Raw genomic sequence first — 13,723 nt, 5'->3', positions numbered from 1 at the left:
GGGGCATACACCCCGCCGATGTCCACGCGATTTCTGGCCATTTTTGCCCTGATTCTCGCCTGCGCCTCCGTGCCCGCGAGGGCCCAGGACGTGGCGGCGCCGTTTGACGCCGATTTGCAGCGGCTGGCGGAGATCCTCGGCGGGCTGCATTACCTGCGTGGCATCTGCGGGTCCAACGAGGGCAACAAATGGCGCAACGAGATGCAGGCGCTGATCGATGCCGAAACCCCCTCGGGCGAGCGCCGCACCCGCATGATCGCCGGCTTCAACCGCGGCTATAACGGCTTCCAGCAGACCTACCGGAGCTGCACGCCGGCCGCGACGGTGGCGATCCGCCGCTATATCGAGGAAGGCTCGAAGATCTCGCGCGATCTCACGGCGCGTTACGCCAACTGATTTCTCTTTCCGTCATTCCGGGGCGCGCGAAGCGCGAGCTACGATGCGCAATTGCGCATCTGAGAATCCATCGGGCCCCCACGATGGATTCCGGGCCCGCGCCTGTCGGCGCGTCCCGGAATGACGAGAGAGATGAACGCAAACGCGCATCCGGAACCCTGTCATCGACTTTGTTCACAGCCGTTAACCGTTCCTAAAGATGTGGCCTAGCGGGCGTTAATACGCGTGCTACACCTTTCGTACAGCGCATCGCCGTGGATCGCGCCCCAGCCCTGATCGAGTTTCATGAGCCATTCAGTGTCCTACGCCCCCGCCCGCGCGCCGCTGCCCGATCACGAGCAGAAACAGGCCGCGCTGAGCTATCTCAACGAGGCCTGGGCCGAGGCGCGCCATGATGGCGTCGACGGCGACTGCCTGGCGCAGGCGAGCCTGTTTGCGGCATTCGCCGAGCTCGTCGGCACCTACGGCGAGGATGCGGTGGCGAAATTCGTCGAGGGTTTTCCGGGCCGCATCCGCAACGGCGAATTCTCGGTCACTCTCGCAAGGCAGTAAGCTTCTTGCGAAAAATGACCCCGCCACGCGGGCGGGGCCAGTCTACGGATGAATGACCTGGCGAACGGGCTCTGGCGAACTGGTTCGCGAAGTCTGCCTCGTTTATCGCACGGAAGCCGCCTCCCCCGGACAAGCATTAGTCTCGCGATGACCGGGAGATATTCCCGCCACGATTGGGAATGCGCTCCCTCCTCCCTCACGGCACGACCTTGAGCGTCGCTTTCATGTTGGGATGATAGCGGCAGTAATAATCGACTGTTCCCGCCTTCTTCAGAACAAACGTTGCCGACTCCTTCGGTGGCAGCATCACGTCGAAATCGCCGTTCTTCGCCGTGGCGGTGTGCGCGAACACGTCCTTGTTGATCCATTCGATGGTATCGCCGACCTTCGCGGACGTTTCGGCCGGTGAGACCACGAGATTTTCCATTGTGATCTGAATGGTCGCGGCGCGCGCCGGGACAAAGATCGACAGCAAGGCGACCGCAAGCGCGATCGAAGCGAGGTGTCCCGGCTTCATGCCACACCCCCTATTTCAGCTCGGCCGCGACATGCTCGGCGTGCTGCTGATGGCCTTGAAAAATCTTCAGGCCGGTCTGCAACAGGCTCTTGAGCTCGGCGTTGCCGGCGGACGGGATGAGCTGGGTTTCCAGCGCGCCGTTGACCGCCTTGTGGTAGGCGACCTCGTTCGCGACATAGGCCTTGTCGAAGGCCGCGCCGCTCAGCTTGCCGAGCTCCGCCAGCTTGTCGCTCGCCTGCTTCGACAGCGCCTTGCTGGTATCGTTGTCTTCAGGCGTAACGTTCAGCTTCTTGACGAGCGCCAGCGCCTGCTTGTTGACCGCCTCGTGGTCGCGCAGCATGTCCTCGGCAAACGCCTTGACGTCCTTGTTCTTGGCCTTTTTCTGCGCCTGCTTGGCCGCGTTGATGTCGATCACGCCCGCGGTGTAGGCGATGTGAGCGATCTGCGGATCGGTGGGCTTGTCGGCTGCGCTCGCGGCTTGCGGCAGCGCCGGGCTCGACAACAGAATTGCCGCGGCGATCGCCGTGCTCCATCGGGTGAACATGTCTGAAACTCCTGTGCTGCCGGACGGTTTGCCGGCGTTGCTTCACAGGCATTGGATGGGATTTTCGCGCAAACGTTCCCGAAAAACTTCAGCCGCCGCTGCCGAGTCGCCTCAGCACCGATACGGTCAGCCGCTCGCAGCGCCACCCGGCGAACGGGAACGCATCCATCACCACCGGACCGATCTCCTTCTCGACGTTCTCGCGCAGCATGGTGCGCGCACGGTGCAGCCGGGTCTTCACGGTCTCGGGCTTGACGCCGAGCAGATCTGCGGTCTCCTCGATGTTCATCCCCTCCATGACGCGCGCGACGAAGACCATGCGGAAGACATCCGGCAGTTCGTCGATTGCGCGTTCGACGACGCGCTGGATTTCACGTTGGGCCATGGTCCTTTCCGGATCGCCTGCGGGAGAAACGGGAAATTTTATGATCTGCGCGTCGAGCGCCTCCTCCGGCAGAGCGCCGAGCTCGACATGCGGCTTGCGGCTTCGCGCCCGGCCAAGCGCCTCGTTGATGGCAATGCGCGACAGCCAGGTCGACAGCCCGGACTCGCCGCGAAAGTCGTCCAGATGGGTAAAGGCCCGGACATAGGTTTCCTGCACCACATCCTCGGCTTCGCTGTCGCTGCGCAGGATACCGCGCGCCAGACGGTAGAGCCTGCGGTTGTTGGCCTGCATGATCTCGCGCAACGCGAGCTCGTCACGGCCCCGCGCGCGGTCGACCAGTTCGGCTTCCGATGCTCTGGCGCCGGCGGGCAGGCCGGCTGCGGTCCGCTGCATGGTGGTCACCTGTTTCAATTCGATCCGGACATTGGATGCGGGGGCAGCGAAAAGGTTCCCGACTTTCTTACCCCCTCCAAGCGAGGGTAAGAGCTAGTCCGTCTCGATCGGCAGTGCCGGATCCCTCGCCCATTCGCCCATGGAGGCATCGTACAGCGTCAGCTTGTCGTAGCCGAGCTGCGTCAGCATCAAGAGGTCGATCGTCGCCGAGATGCCGCCGCCGCAATAGCAGATCACATTCCTGTCGCGCGTAACGCCCTGGGCCGCGAATTTCGCTTCAGCATCGGCAAGCGTCGTCAGCGTCTTGTCGGCCTTGGCGAGCATGGCCGCGGGCACGTTGACGCTGCCGGGCACGCGGCCGGGCCGGCCGTAGCGGCTCGGCTCGAGGCCTTGATGAAATTGCGGCCCCAGCGCGTTGACGATCACGGTCGAGGGATCGCCGATCTGCGCCTTCACGGCGGTCTTGTCGACGAACAAGCCCGCGCGCGGCGCGGCCTTGAAGGTGGTGCCGGGATAGCCCTTCGGCGCGCCCGTCTCGACCGGCCGCCCCTCGTCCTTCCATTTGTCAAAACCGCCGTCGAGCACCTGTGCATCGACACCGAGCGAGCGCAGCATCCACCAGAACCGTGTCGACCACATCATCGTGCCGATGCTGTAGAGCACGATGGTCTTGGATGCGTCAGCACCGTGGCGGCCGAAGGCGGCCTCCAGCTGGGCGACGCTGGGCATCATGAATAACTGTTGCGCGGAGGTGTCGGAGAACTCGCCTTGCAGGTCGAGGAAATCGGCGCCGGGGATGTGGCCGGCCGCGAACGTCTTGTCGCCGGGCACCGCGCGATAGGGCACATCGCTGCCCGGCGGCACCGGCTCGTTGTAGGTCGTGCAGTCGTAGAGGCGGAGGTTGGGATCACCGAGTATCGCGGCGAGTTGCGCGGTGGTGATGAGGGGGGTCGGTTGGGACATTGCTCTCTCCCAATTTGAGCGAGCGCTTCCTGGCACTCTGTCATTGCCCGCGAAAGCGGGCAATCCAGTATTCCAGAGGCGGCAATCGTATCAACCAACTATCGCCGCGGCGTACTGGATGCCCCGCCCCAGTGCGCAATTGCGCACAAGGCGGGGCATGACACCGGGAGTGAACGGCGCAGCCCTGCCCCTTACTGCTTCAGCGTCTCCAGAAACCGCACCGGCTCGCCCTGCGAGGCCGTCACCAGTTCGCCCTGCCACATCACGCGGCGGCCGCGGATGAAGGTGCCGACGGGCCAGCCGGTGACGCGGACGCCGTCATAGGGGGTCCAGCCGGCTTTGGACGCCACCCATTTGTTGGTGATGGTTTCGCTGCGCTTGAGATCGACGACCGTGAAGTCGGCGTCGTAGCCTGCGGCAATGCGGCCCTTGCAGGCCATGTTGTAGAGACGCGCGGGGCCCGCGCTGGTGAGGTCGACGAAGCGCGCCAGCGACAGGCGGCCGGCGTTGACGTGGTCGAGCATGAGCGGCACCAGCGTTTGCACGCCGGTCATGCCGGAGGGCGACGCCGGATAGGTCTTCGACTTCTCTTCCAGCGTATGCGGGGCATGGTCGGAGCCGAGCACATCGATGATGCCCTGCTCGATGCCGCGCCAGATGCCGGCGCGGTGATCGGCCCCGCGCACAGGCGGGTTCATCTGCGCGAGCGTGCCGAGCCGCTCGTAGCATTCGGGTGCGACCAGCGTCAGATGATGCGGCGTCGCCTCGCAGGAGGCGACATCCTTGTGGTCGCGCAGGAACTCGATCTCTTCCTTGGTCGAGATGTGCAGCACGTGGATGCGCTTGCCGGTCTCGTGCGCGAGCTTGACCAGCCGCTGCGTCGCCATCAGCGCGGCGGTCTCGTCGCGCCAGACCGGATGCGAACGCGGATCGCCCTCGATGCGCAGCGACTTGCGGTCGTTGAGGCGGTATTCGTCTTCGGCGTGGAAGGCGGCGCGGCGGCGGATCACCTGGAAGATGCGGCGCAGGCTCTCGTCGTCCTCCACCAGCAGCGCGCCGGTCGACGAGCCGATGAACACCTTGACGCCCGCGCAGCCGGGCGCGCGCTCCAGCACCGGCAGATCCTGCACGTTCTCGCGGGTGCCGCCGATGAAGAACGCGAAATCGCAATGCATGCGATGATGGGCACGCTTCACCTTGTCGGTGAAGGTGGCCTCCGTCACGGTCAACGGCGACGTGTTCGGCATCTCGAACACGGCGGTGACGCCGCCCATCACGGCACTGCGCGACCCTGTCTCTAGGTCTTCCTTCTGCTCCAGCCCGGGCTCGCGGAAATGCACCTGGGTATCCATCACGCCGGGCAGGATGTGGAGACCCTTGCAGTCGATCACCTCAGCGGCGGAGGCCTGCGACAGCGGGCCCAGCTCCGCGATGCGGCCGTTGGTGATGCCGATATCGCGAACACCCTCGCCGTCCTGGTTGACGACGGTGCCGCCTTTGAGGATCACATCGAAGCGCTGGGTCATGGCTGAAGGCCTCTCTCATCCCCAAGCGCGGGGCTTGAGGTCTTGTCGTTTATGCCCTGCGGGCTTACGTTCCGGAGCAACATGTCGCAAGAGATTTTCACATGAAATCAGCGTTTCTTCCCGACCGGAGCGTGGTCAAGGTCGCGGGCGAGGACGCGCGCAACTTCCTCAACGGCCTGATCACGACCGATCTCGACAGGCTGAAGCCGGGCCTGGGGCGATTCGGCGCGCTGCTGACGCCACAGGGCAAGATCATCGTGGATTTCCTGATCACCGAGGTGCCCGCAGGCCATGGCGGCGGGTTCCTGATCGACTGTCCGAAGGCGCTGGCCGAGGGCCTCGCCACCAAGCTGAAGTTCTACAAGCTGCGCGCCAAGGTCACGGTGGAAAACCTCGATCTCGGTGTGCTCGCGGCCTGGGACGGCCAGCTTGCGGCGCAGCCGGACCTCGCGTTCGCCGATCCGCGCAATGATGCGCTCGGCACTCGCATCCTGATCCCCGAAGATCTCAAGCAAAAGCTGTCCGATCTCATCGGCGCCGAGCTGGTCGACGCCTCCGACTACGAGGCGCATCGTATCGCGCTCGGCGTGCCGCGCGGCGGGCTCGATTTCATGTACAGCGATGCGTTCCCGCACGAGACCAACATGGACCGTCTTGCCGGCGTCGATTTCGACAAGGGCTGCTATGTCGGCCAGGAGGTCGTCTCGCGCATGCAGCATCGCGGCACCGCGCGCACCCGCAGCGTCAAGGTGCTGCTCGATGACCTCTCGCCGGAGGCCGGCGTCAGTGTTATGGCCGGCGACAAGCCGGTCGGCACGATGGGCTCGTCCGCGCAGGGCAAGGGCATCGCGCTGGTACGTATCGACCGCGTTGCGGACGCGCTCGATGCCGGCCAGTCGCTTACCGCCGGCGGCCTCGCCGTGAGGCTCGCCGAACCCGACGTCGTCCGCATTCCCCTGAAGCAGCCCATCGCATGAGCCGAGCCCCCCGCCTGCATCCCGACGGAAAGACCCGCTGCCCCTGGCCCGGCGAAGACCCGCTCTATGTCGCCTATCACGACACCGAATGGGGCGTGCCGGAATATGACGACCGTGCGCTCTATGAAAAGCTGATCCTCGACGGCTTCCAGGCCGGCCTTTCCTGGATCACGATCCTCCGCAAGCGCGACAATTTCCGCAAAGCCTTCGACGATTTTCAGCCGGAGAAGATCGCGCGCTACAACGACAAGAAGGTGCACGCGCTGATGAACGATGCCGGCATCGTGCGCAATCGCGCCAAGATCGACGGCGCGATCCTGAGCGCGAAATCGTATCTCGACATCATGGAGAAGGGCCCGGGCTTCTCGAAGCTGTTGTGGGACTTCATGGACGGACGGCCCAAGGTCAACAATTTCAAGACCACTGCGAGCGTGCCGGCCTCGACGCCGCTGTCGGTGCAGATCTCCAAGGAACTGTCCTCGCGCGGTTTCAAATTCGTCGGTCCGACCATCGTCTACGCCTTCATGGAGGCGACCGGCATGGTCAACGACCATCTCGTCGACTGCCATTGTCACGCGAGCTGCGGCAAGACGCAGCGCAAGCCGCGCCTCAAGGCCAAATGACCGCGAAGAAAACGGCACGCGACGCGGCATCCCGCGCCTGGCAGCGCATGCTGTCGGGGCGGCGGCTCGATCTGCTCGATCCCTCTCCGCTCGATGTCGAGATCGCCGACATCGCGCATGGGCTGGCACGCGTGGCGCGCTGGAACGGGCAGACCACCGGCGCGCATATCTTCTCGGTCGCGCAGCATACGCTTCTGGTGGAGACCGTGATGCGGCACGAGATGCCGCGCGTCGACGCGCGCATGCGGCTCGCCGCCCTGCTGCACGATGCGCCCGAATACGTGATCGGCGACATGATCTCGCCGTTCAAGGCCGTGCTCGACGGCCACTACAAGGCGGTGGAGAAGCGCCTGCTCGGCGCCATCCACATCCGCTTCGGCCTGCCGCCGGCGCTCCCCGAGGAGATCACGCAAGCCATCAAGGCCGCCGATCGCGGGGCGGCCTATCTGGAGGCAACCGAGCTTGCCGGCTTCAGCGAAAGCGAGGCGAAGCGCCTGTTCGGCAGGGACCCCGGCCTCTCCGACAGCGTCCGCCGCGACTACCTCACGCCCTGGACCGCGGCGCGGGCCGAGAAGCAGTTTCTGGAGCGGTTCAACGCGGTGTTCGCGTAGCATCATCCCTTCGTAGGGTGGGCAAAGCGACGCGCGCCCACCAAACTAGCCGCGGTGTGCGCGGTGCGAAACGGTGGGCACGGCGCGATGCGCCTTTGCCCACCCTACGAGCGCTCGCTATAATCAGCGGCAAAAAGGTCCGCCATGATCCACGTCTGTTCCCTCGCCGCCCTTCCCGAAACCGTCCGCCTCACCAGGGCCAGCCATGTGCTGACCGTCATGGCCAATGTCGAGCAGGTGGCACGTCCGGTGTCGGTGCTGCCGGCCAACCATCTCAAGGTGTCGATGGACGACATCACCGAGGAGATGGACGGCTTTACCGCACCATCCGAAGCTCATATCGACCAGGTGCTGAATTTCGTGCGCGGCTGGGATCGCAGCGCCCCGCTGGTGGTGCATTGCTACGCCGGCATCAGCCGCTCAACTGCAAGCGCCTTCGCGGCCGTCTGCGCCCTCAATCCGGATCGCGACGAGATCGAGATCGCCAAGAAGATCCGCGCGGCTTCCCCGATCGCCTCGCCGAACCGCCGCATCGTCGGCCTTGCCGACCGCGCGCTTGGACGCAACGGCCGCATGCTGCGCGCGCTCGACGAGATGGGCCCGGGCGCCATGATGGTGGAAGGCCGCCCCTTCGCGATCGAAGTCGAATGACCGCTACGCGCCACAATGCAGGTGTTGCCGTCATGGCCGGGCTTGTGGCAGCACCTGCGATCATCATCGCATGAGCGACAAGTTCCTGACGCCGATCGAGATCGGCCTGACCGCGGCGATCGTCGCGATCGAGGACCATGAGCCGCTGATCCTCACCGCACACAGCAGTGATGGGCTGGCGGGCCTGCCGTTCGGCCCGTTCGATGCGCTCAGCCATCGCACATTCGAAATCGGCCTGCGCGCCTGGGTCGAGGCGCAGGCGGGCTTGCGGCTCGGCTATGTCGAGCAGCTCTACACGTTCGGCGATCGTGGCCGGCACGCCGAGGCCGGCGACACCGGCGCGCATATGGTGTCGATCGGCTATCTCGCGCTGACGCGCGCGGTGGGCGGCGAGCTCGCAGCGACCGGCGCGGGCTTTGAACCGTGGTATCGCTTCCTCCCCTGGGAAGACTGGCGCGAGGAGCCGCCCGCGATCATCGCCCGCGACATCATTCCGGCGCTGACGCTATGGGCCGAGGAGGAGACGCCGGAGACCACACGCGCGCTGCCGCGCCGGGATCGCGTGCGGTTCTATTTCGGTCTCGACGGCGCGCCCTGGGACGAGGAGCGCGTGCTCGACCGCTACGAGCTCTTGTACGAGGCCGGGCTGATCGAGGAGGCGCGGCGCGATGGCCGTCCTGCGGCATTGGCGCGCAAGGAGCTTCCCGCGCTCGGGACCTCGATGCGGTTCGATCACCGCCGGATTCTCGCGACAGCGATCGCGCGGCTGCGTGCAAAACTGAAGTATCGTCCTGTCGTGTTTGAACTTTTGCCCGCGGACTTCACACTCACTGAATTGCAGTACACGGTGGAGGCGATCTCCGGCCGGCACCTGCACAAGCAAAATTTCCGCCGCCTGGTCGAAACCGAAGCCCTGGTCGAACCGACCGGCGTGATGTCGACACAGACCGGCGGACGGCCGGCGGCGCTCTACCGCTTCCGCCGCGACGTGCTCCAGGAACGACCCGCGCCGGGCTTGCGCGTACGCTCCCGGCGCTAGATCCTGGGATTTGCGTGACCGGCCCCTGCCCGCCGGTTGCCTGGAGGCTTCATGTTCGACGGCCCGTTTGACGTCTTTGCGCTGATCATTGCGATCATCGCTGTCCTGATCGCGATCAAGGCCTCCAGCCAGGCGGCCGAGTTGCGCCGCCGGCTGGCCTCGCTCGAAGAGATGTTTTACGCGCAGCGGCAGGTGCAGCCGCCGCCGCTGATGCCCGCGCAGGTGCACGCCGAGGCGCCCGCGACGACGGCCGCCGAGCCGCCGCCGCTCGTGCCCGAAGCCGAGGTGGCTCCGCCTCCGCTCGTCACCGAAGAGGTTTCACCGCCGCCGCTCGCGGCGAGCACCGAGGCCGACGCACCGCCGCCGCTGCCCGCGCCGGCACCTGATATTAGAGAGCCTGGCTTCGAGGAGCGGCTCGGCACGCGCTGGGTGGTCTGGATCGGCGGCCTTGCGCTCGCGCTCGGCGGCTTCTTCATGGTGCGCTATTCGATCGAGGCGGGCCTCGTCGGCCCCGGCGTGCGCGTGTTCCTCGGCGGGCTGTTCGCAGCCGCGCTGCTGGGCGCCGGCGAATGGTCGCGGCGCAAGGAGAGCATCTCCAACATCGCGGCGCTGCCGATCGCCAACATCCCCGCGATCCTCACCGCGGCCGGAACGGCCGTGGCGTTCGCGACCATCTACGCGGCCTATGCGCTCTATGGCTTCCTCGTGCCCGCCACCGCGTTCGTGCTGCTCGGCCTCGTCGCGCTCGGCACGCTCGCCGCGGCGCTGTTGCATGGGCCCGCACTCGCGGGCCTCGGCGTGGTCGGCGCGTTCGTGACGCCGATCCTCGTCTCCAGCGGCAAGCCGGACTATTGGGCGCTCTATATCTATCTTGCGATCGTCACTGCTGCGAGCTTCGGTCTCGCCCGCATCCGGCTGTGGCGCTGGCTCGCGGTCACGACCATCGCCTTCGCCGTGCTCTGGATCTTCCCGGGGCTCGATACCAGCGAGCTGCAGGTTGCGCCGCACGCCTTCCATGCGATCGCGGGCTTCGTGCTCGCAGCCCTTCTCGTGGTCTGCGGCTTCATGTTCGGTCCGACCGTCGAGGACGGCGAGATCGAGCCGGTGTCGTCGAGCTCGCTCGGCGCCTATCTGTTCGGCGCGATGCTGATCGTGCTGTCGAGCGCGCATGCGGACCTTGCGCTGATCGCCTTCACGCTTCTCGTCGGCGCGACGCTGCTCGTCGCCTGGCGCGCGCCGGCGGCGACCGGCGCGCTGGGTGCGGCGGCTGCGACCGTCTTCATCGTGTTCGCCGAATGGGCGGTGCGCGCCAATCCCGACATGCTGGTGCTGCCGGGTGGTCCGATGCCCGACGTCGGGCCAACTGCGATCGACAGTTCGGTGACGCTGCATCTGGTGATGGCCGCGATCTTCGCGGCCGGCTTCGGCATCGCGGGCTTTCTCGCGCAGGGCCGCTCGAACTCGGCGGTCATCCCGGTGGTGTGGTCGGCGGCAGCGGTTGCGACGCCGATCGCGATCCTCGTTGCGCTCTACGCGCGCATCGCCCATCTCGACCGCTCGATCCCGTTCGCGATTCTCGCGGTGCTGCTCGCCGCCGCCTTTGGCGCTGCGACCGAAGCGCTGGCGCGCCGCGAAGATCGGCCGGGCGCTGCGACCTCCGTCGCGCTGTTCGCGACCGGCACGCTCGGCGCGCTGGCGCTGGCGCTGACCTTCGCCCTCGAAAAGGGCTGGCTCACCATCGCGCTGGCGCTGATGTCGCTCGGCACGGCCTGGATCTCGCTGCAGCGGCCGATCCCGGTCCTGCGCCGGCTCGCCGCCATCTTTGCCGCGATCGTGACCGCGCGCATCGGCTATGATCCGCGCATCGTCGGCGATGCCGTCGGCACCACGCCGATCTTCAACTGGCTGTTGTGGGGCTACGGCCTGCCGGCGGCCTCGTTCTGGGGCGCGAGCATCTTCCTGCGCCGCCGCGGTGACGATCCGCCGCTGCGCATCGTGGAGGCCGCCGCGATCCTGTTCACCGCGCTGCTCGCCTTCATGGAGATTCGGCATCTCGCCACCGGCGGGCTCATGACGTCACCGCCCTCGCTGCTCGAATTTGGCCTGCAAGTCTGCGTCGCGCTCGCCATGGCGATCGGGCTGGAGCGGCTACGGCTGAGGAGCCACAGCATCGTTCACAATGTCGGCGCGGTCGTGCTCACCGCGATCGCCGGGCTCATCAGCGTGTTCGGCCTGCTGATCCTGGAGAATCCGTGGCTGCTCTCCAGCGTCGATGTCGGCGGTCTCGTCTTCAACCTGCTGCTGCTCGGCTACGCTCTCCCGGCGGTGCTGATGCTGCTGCTGTCCTATGCGGTGGCCGGACATCGCCCCGTCGCCTATGCGAACACGATTGCCGGCGGTGCGCTGGTGTTCGCGCTGACCTATTTGACGCTGGAGATCCGCCGCTTCTATCACGGCCCGGTCCTGCTCTACGGCGCCACCACGGGCGCGGAGCAATACACCTATTCGATCGGCTGGCTCGGCTTCGGCGTCGTGCTACTCGGCGTCGGCATTCTCGTCAACTCCGAGCGGGCACGGCTGGCGTCGGCCGCGGTGATCGCGCTGACGATCCTGAAGGCCTTCGTGATCGACATGTCGACGCTGACAGGCGTCTATCGCGCGCTGTCGTTCATGTGCCTCGGCATCGTGCTGGTCGCGATCGGCGGGCTCTACCAGCGCATCCTGTTCCGGCGGCAGGTCGCGCCGCCGCCGGCTCCGCAGGCGAGCACTTGAGGATCAGGCCGCGCGGACCGACTCCAGGAACTGCGCGACCTCGACCTTGAGCCGCGTGCTGTCGGTTGCCAGCGATTTCGCCGCCGACAGCACCTCCGTCGACGCCGAGCCGGTCTCGATCGCACCACGCTGCACGTCCGTGATGTTCATCGAGACCTCCTGCGTGCCGACCGAAGCCTGCTGCACGTTGCGCGAGATCTCCTGCGTGGCCGCGCCCTGCTCCTCGACGGCGGCCGCGATGGCCGCCGACACCTCGGACAGCCGCTCGATGGTGCCGCCGATCTCCTGGATGGCGCTGACGGATTCCTGCGTCGCAGCCTGGATCCCGGAGACCTGCGCCCCGATCTCGCCGGTCGCTTTCGCGGTCTGCTCGGCCAGCGCCTTGACCTCGGAGGCAACGACCGCGAAGCCGCGGCCGGCTTCACCGGCACGCGCCGCCTCGATGGTGGCGTTGAGCGCCAGCAGATTGGTCTGACCGGCGATGGTGTTGATCAGTTCGACCACGTCGCCGATGCGCGATGCCGCCTGCGACAGCGCGTTGACGCGGTCGTTGGTCCGCGTCGCCTGCTCGACGGCCTCTGCGGCCATCCGCGCCGAATCCTGCACGCGGCGGCTGATCTCGGTGATGGAGGATGACAGCTCCTCCGACGCGGATGCAACCGCCTGGACGTTGGTGGAGGCTTCCTCGGACGCCGCAGCGACCACGGTTGCAAGCTCCTGTCCGCGCTGCGCCGTGTTGGTCAGCGTGGTCGCGGACGCCTCGAGCTCGGTCGAGGCCGACGACACGGTGCCGACGACCTCGCCGATCATGGCCTCGAATTTGCGGGTGATGGCGTCGACGCGGCGGCCGCGTTCGATCTTGGCTTCGGCGTCGGCCGCAGCGAGTTCGTCGGCGGCCTTCTTGGCGATCAACGCCTCCTTGAAGATCTGGAGCGCATCCGCCATCGAGCCGATCTCGGTCTTCTCGCCGCGATGCGGCACCTCGGCGGAGAGGTCGCCTTCGCCAAGCGACTGCATCGGACGGATGATCGAGGCAATCCCGCGAGAAACGTCACGCACGAGATAATAGGCGGCTCCGATCGCGATCACCACCGAGAACACGATGATGCCGACCAGCACGCGGAAGATCGTGGCGTAGCTGTCGGCCGCCTGCTTCGTCTCCAGCTCGGCGCCCCGGTTGTTCATCTCGATGCCCTTCTGGAGCAGCGGGTCGGCGGCCTGGGCCATCTTCGCGACCTTGGTCTGCAACAGCTCGTTGGCATCGGTCGGGAAGCGACCAACGCCCTTGCGCGACAGCGCCATGACGTCCTGCACCCCGTTCAGGTACTCAGCCCACGCCTTGCTCCACTGCTCATAGAGCGAGCGCTCCTCGGCTGAGGTGATCAGCGGCTCGTAGACCTTGCGGGTCTGGTCGATGCGACCCTGCAGCGAGGCGAGGCGCTTCTCGGCGGCTTCCTTGCCCTCGGCGGTGTCCTGCATCAGGTGCAGGCGCAGCGCGACGCGCAGCTCGTTGATGTCGGCGCGAAGCGAGCCGAGCGCACGCACGCTCGGCAGCCAGCTCTCGGCGATCTCGACGGTGTGGGAATTGATACTCTGCATCGTACCGATCGCCATCACGCCGACGCCGGCGAGCGACAACACGAGGACCGACAACACGGTCAGAAGCTTGAACACGATCGACAACTTCGACATCACGACAAATCCCGATGATACCTAGCAACGCACAAGTCACCCGCGCCGCTATCGTCGCGACGGACGAGAGGGCGGAAGTCAT

The 13,723-nt window shown here is 66.3% G+C and carries 14 protein-coding genes; 8 read left to right on the top strand and 6 right to left on the bottom strand.

Going from position 1 to position 13,723, the window contains the following annotated elements:
• The first annotated feature begins 18 nt into the window (after positions 1-18).
• Positions 19-396, top strand: a complete 378-nt coding sequence (locus AB7008_RS13005) for a TIGR02301 family protein (protein WP_094892124.1) — start codon at positions 19-21, stop codon at positions 394-396.
• Positions 397-681: 285 nt separating this feature from the next.
• On the top strand, positions 682-948 hold the full coding sequence (locus tag AB7008_RS13000; protein ID WP_014497305.1) for a hypothetical protein: 267 nt from the start codon (positions 682-684) through the stop codon (positions 946-948).
• A 196-nt stretch (positions 949-1,144) separates the two neighbouring features.
• Here AB7008_RS13000 and AB7008_RS12995 read toward each other — a convergent pair whose 3' ends face one another.
• The 5 genes from AB7008_RS12995 to AB7008_RS12975 form a co-directional block, all read right to left on the bottom strand.
• Positions 1,145-1,465, bottom strand: coding sequence for a cupredoxin domain-containing protein (locus AB7008_RS12995; RefSeq protein WP_441258924.1), 321 nt, complete (start codon positions 1,463-1,465; stop codon positions 1,145-1,147).
• Positions 1,466-1,475: 10 nt separating this feature from the next.
• On the bottom strand, positions 1,476-2,009 hold the full coding sequence (locus AB7008_RS12990; RefSeq protein WP_441258923.1) for a DUF4142 domain-containing protein: 534 nt from the start codon (positions 2,007-2,009) through the stop codon (positions 1,476-1,478).
• 88 nt (positions 2,010-2,097) lie between these two features.
• Positions 2,098-2,787, bottom strand: coding sequence for an RNA polymerase sigma factor (locus AB7008_RS12985; RefSeq protein ID WP_441258922.1), 690 nt, complete (start codon positions 2,785-2,787; stop codon positions 2,098-2,100).
• A gap of 93 nt (positions 2,788-2,880) precedes the next feature.
• Positions 2,881-3,750 carry a sulfurtransferase gene (locus AB7008_RS12980; RefSeq protein ID WP_028158164.1) on the bottom strand — a complete coding sequence of 290 codons (870 nt, stop codon included), beginning with the start codon at positions 3,748-3,750 and terminating at the stop codon, positions 2,881-2,883.
• 191 nt (positions 3,751-3,941) lie between these two features.
• Complete coding sequence (locus AB7008_RS12975; RefSeq protein ID WP_014497310.1) at positions 3,942-5,276, bottom strand: dihydroorotase; 1,335 nt, start codon at positions 5,274-5,276, stop codon at positions 3,942-3,944.
• Positions 5,277-5,377: 101 nt separating this feature from the next.
• Here AB7008_RS12975 and ygfZ point away from each other — a divergent pair, with 101 nt between their 5' ends.
• The 6 genes from ygfZ (at position 5,378) to AB7008_RS12945 (ending at position 11,949) form a co-directional block, all read left to right on the top strand.
• Positions 5,378-6,253: a CAF17-like 4Fe-4S cluster assembly/insertion protein YgfZ gene (ygfZ, locus tag AB7008_RS12970; protein WP_441258921.1), complete on the top strand. Its 876-nt coding sequence runs from the start codon at positions 5,378-5,380 to the stop codon at positions 6,251-6,253.
• A complete protein-coding gene (locus AB7008_RS12965; protein ID WP_028158167.1) occupies positions 6,250-6,876 on the top strand; it encodes a DNA-3-methyladenine glycosylase I in 627 nt (208 codons plus the stop codon). The genes ygfZ and AB7008_RS12965 overlap by 4 nt, the downstream gene beginning before the upstream one ends.
• Positions 6,873-7,487: a YfbR-like 5'-deoxynucleotidase gene (locus AB7008_RS12960; RefSeq protein WP_014497313.1), complete on the top strand. Its 615-nt coding sequence runs from the start codon at positions 6,873-6,875 to the stop codon at positions 7,485-7,487. The genes AB7008_RS12965 and AB7008_RS12960 overlap by 4 nt, the downstream gene beginning before the upstream one ends.
• 144 nt (positions 7,488-7,631) lie before the next feature.
• Positions 7,632-8,138 carry a tyrosine phosphatase family protein gene (locus tag AB7008_RS12955; protein WP_441258920.1) on the top strand — a complete coding sequence of 169 codons (507 nt, stop codon included), beginning with the start codon at positions 7,632-7,634 and terminating at the stop codon, positions 8,136-8,138.
• Positions 8,139-8,208: 70 nt separating this feature from the next.
• Positions 8,209-9,177 carry an NUDIX hydrolase gene (locus AB7008_RS12950; protein WP_041960392.1) on the top strand — a complete coding sequence of 323 codons (969 nt, stop codon included), beginning with the start codon at positions 8,209-8,211 and terminating at the stop codon, positions 9,175-9,177.
• 51 nt (positions 9,178-9,228) lie between these two features.
• On the top strand, positions 9,229-11,949 hold the full coding sequence (locus AB7008_RS12945; RefSeq protein ID WP_441258919.1) for a DUF2339 domain-containing protein: 2,721 nt from the start codon (positions 9,229-9,231) through the stop codon (positions 11,947-11,949).
• Between the two features lie 3 nt (positions 11,950-11,952).
• Here AB7008_RS12945 and AB7008_RS12940 read toward each other — a convergent pair whose 3' ends face one another.
• Entirely contained in the window at positions 11,953-13,641 is a 1,689-nt protein-coding gene (locus AB7008_RS12940; RefSeq protein ID WP_441258918.1) for a methyl-accepting chemotaxis protein, read from the bottom strand.
• Between the last annotated feature and the right edge of the window lie 82 nt (positions 13,642-13,723).

It is taken from the genome of Bradyrhizobium sp. 521_C7_N1_3, assembly GCF_052075975.1.
Classification (GTDB): Bacteria; Pseudomonadota; Alphaproteobacteria; order Rhizobiales; family Xanthobacteraceae; genus Bradyrhizobium; species Bradyrhizobium japonicum.
Note: the sequence above shows the minus strand (reverse complement) of the source record. Positions and strands in the feature narration are given on the sequence as shown.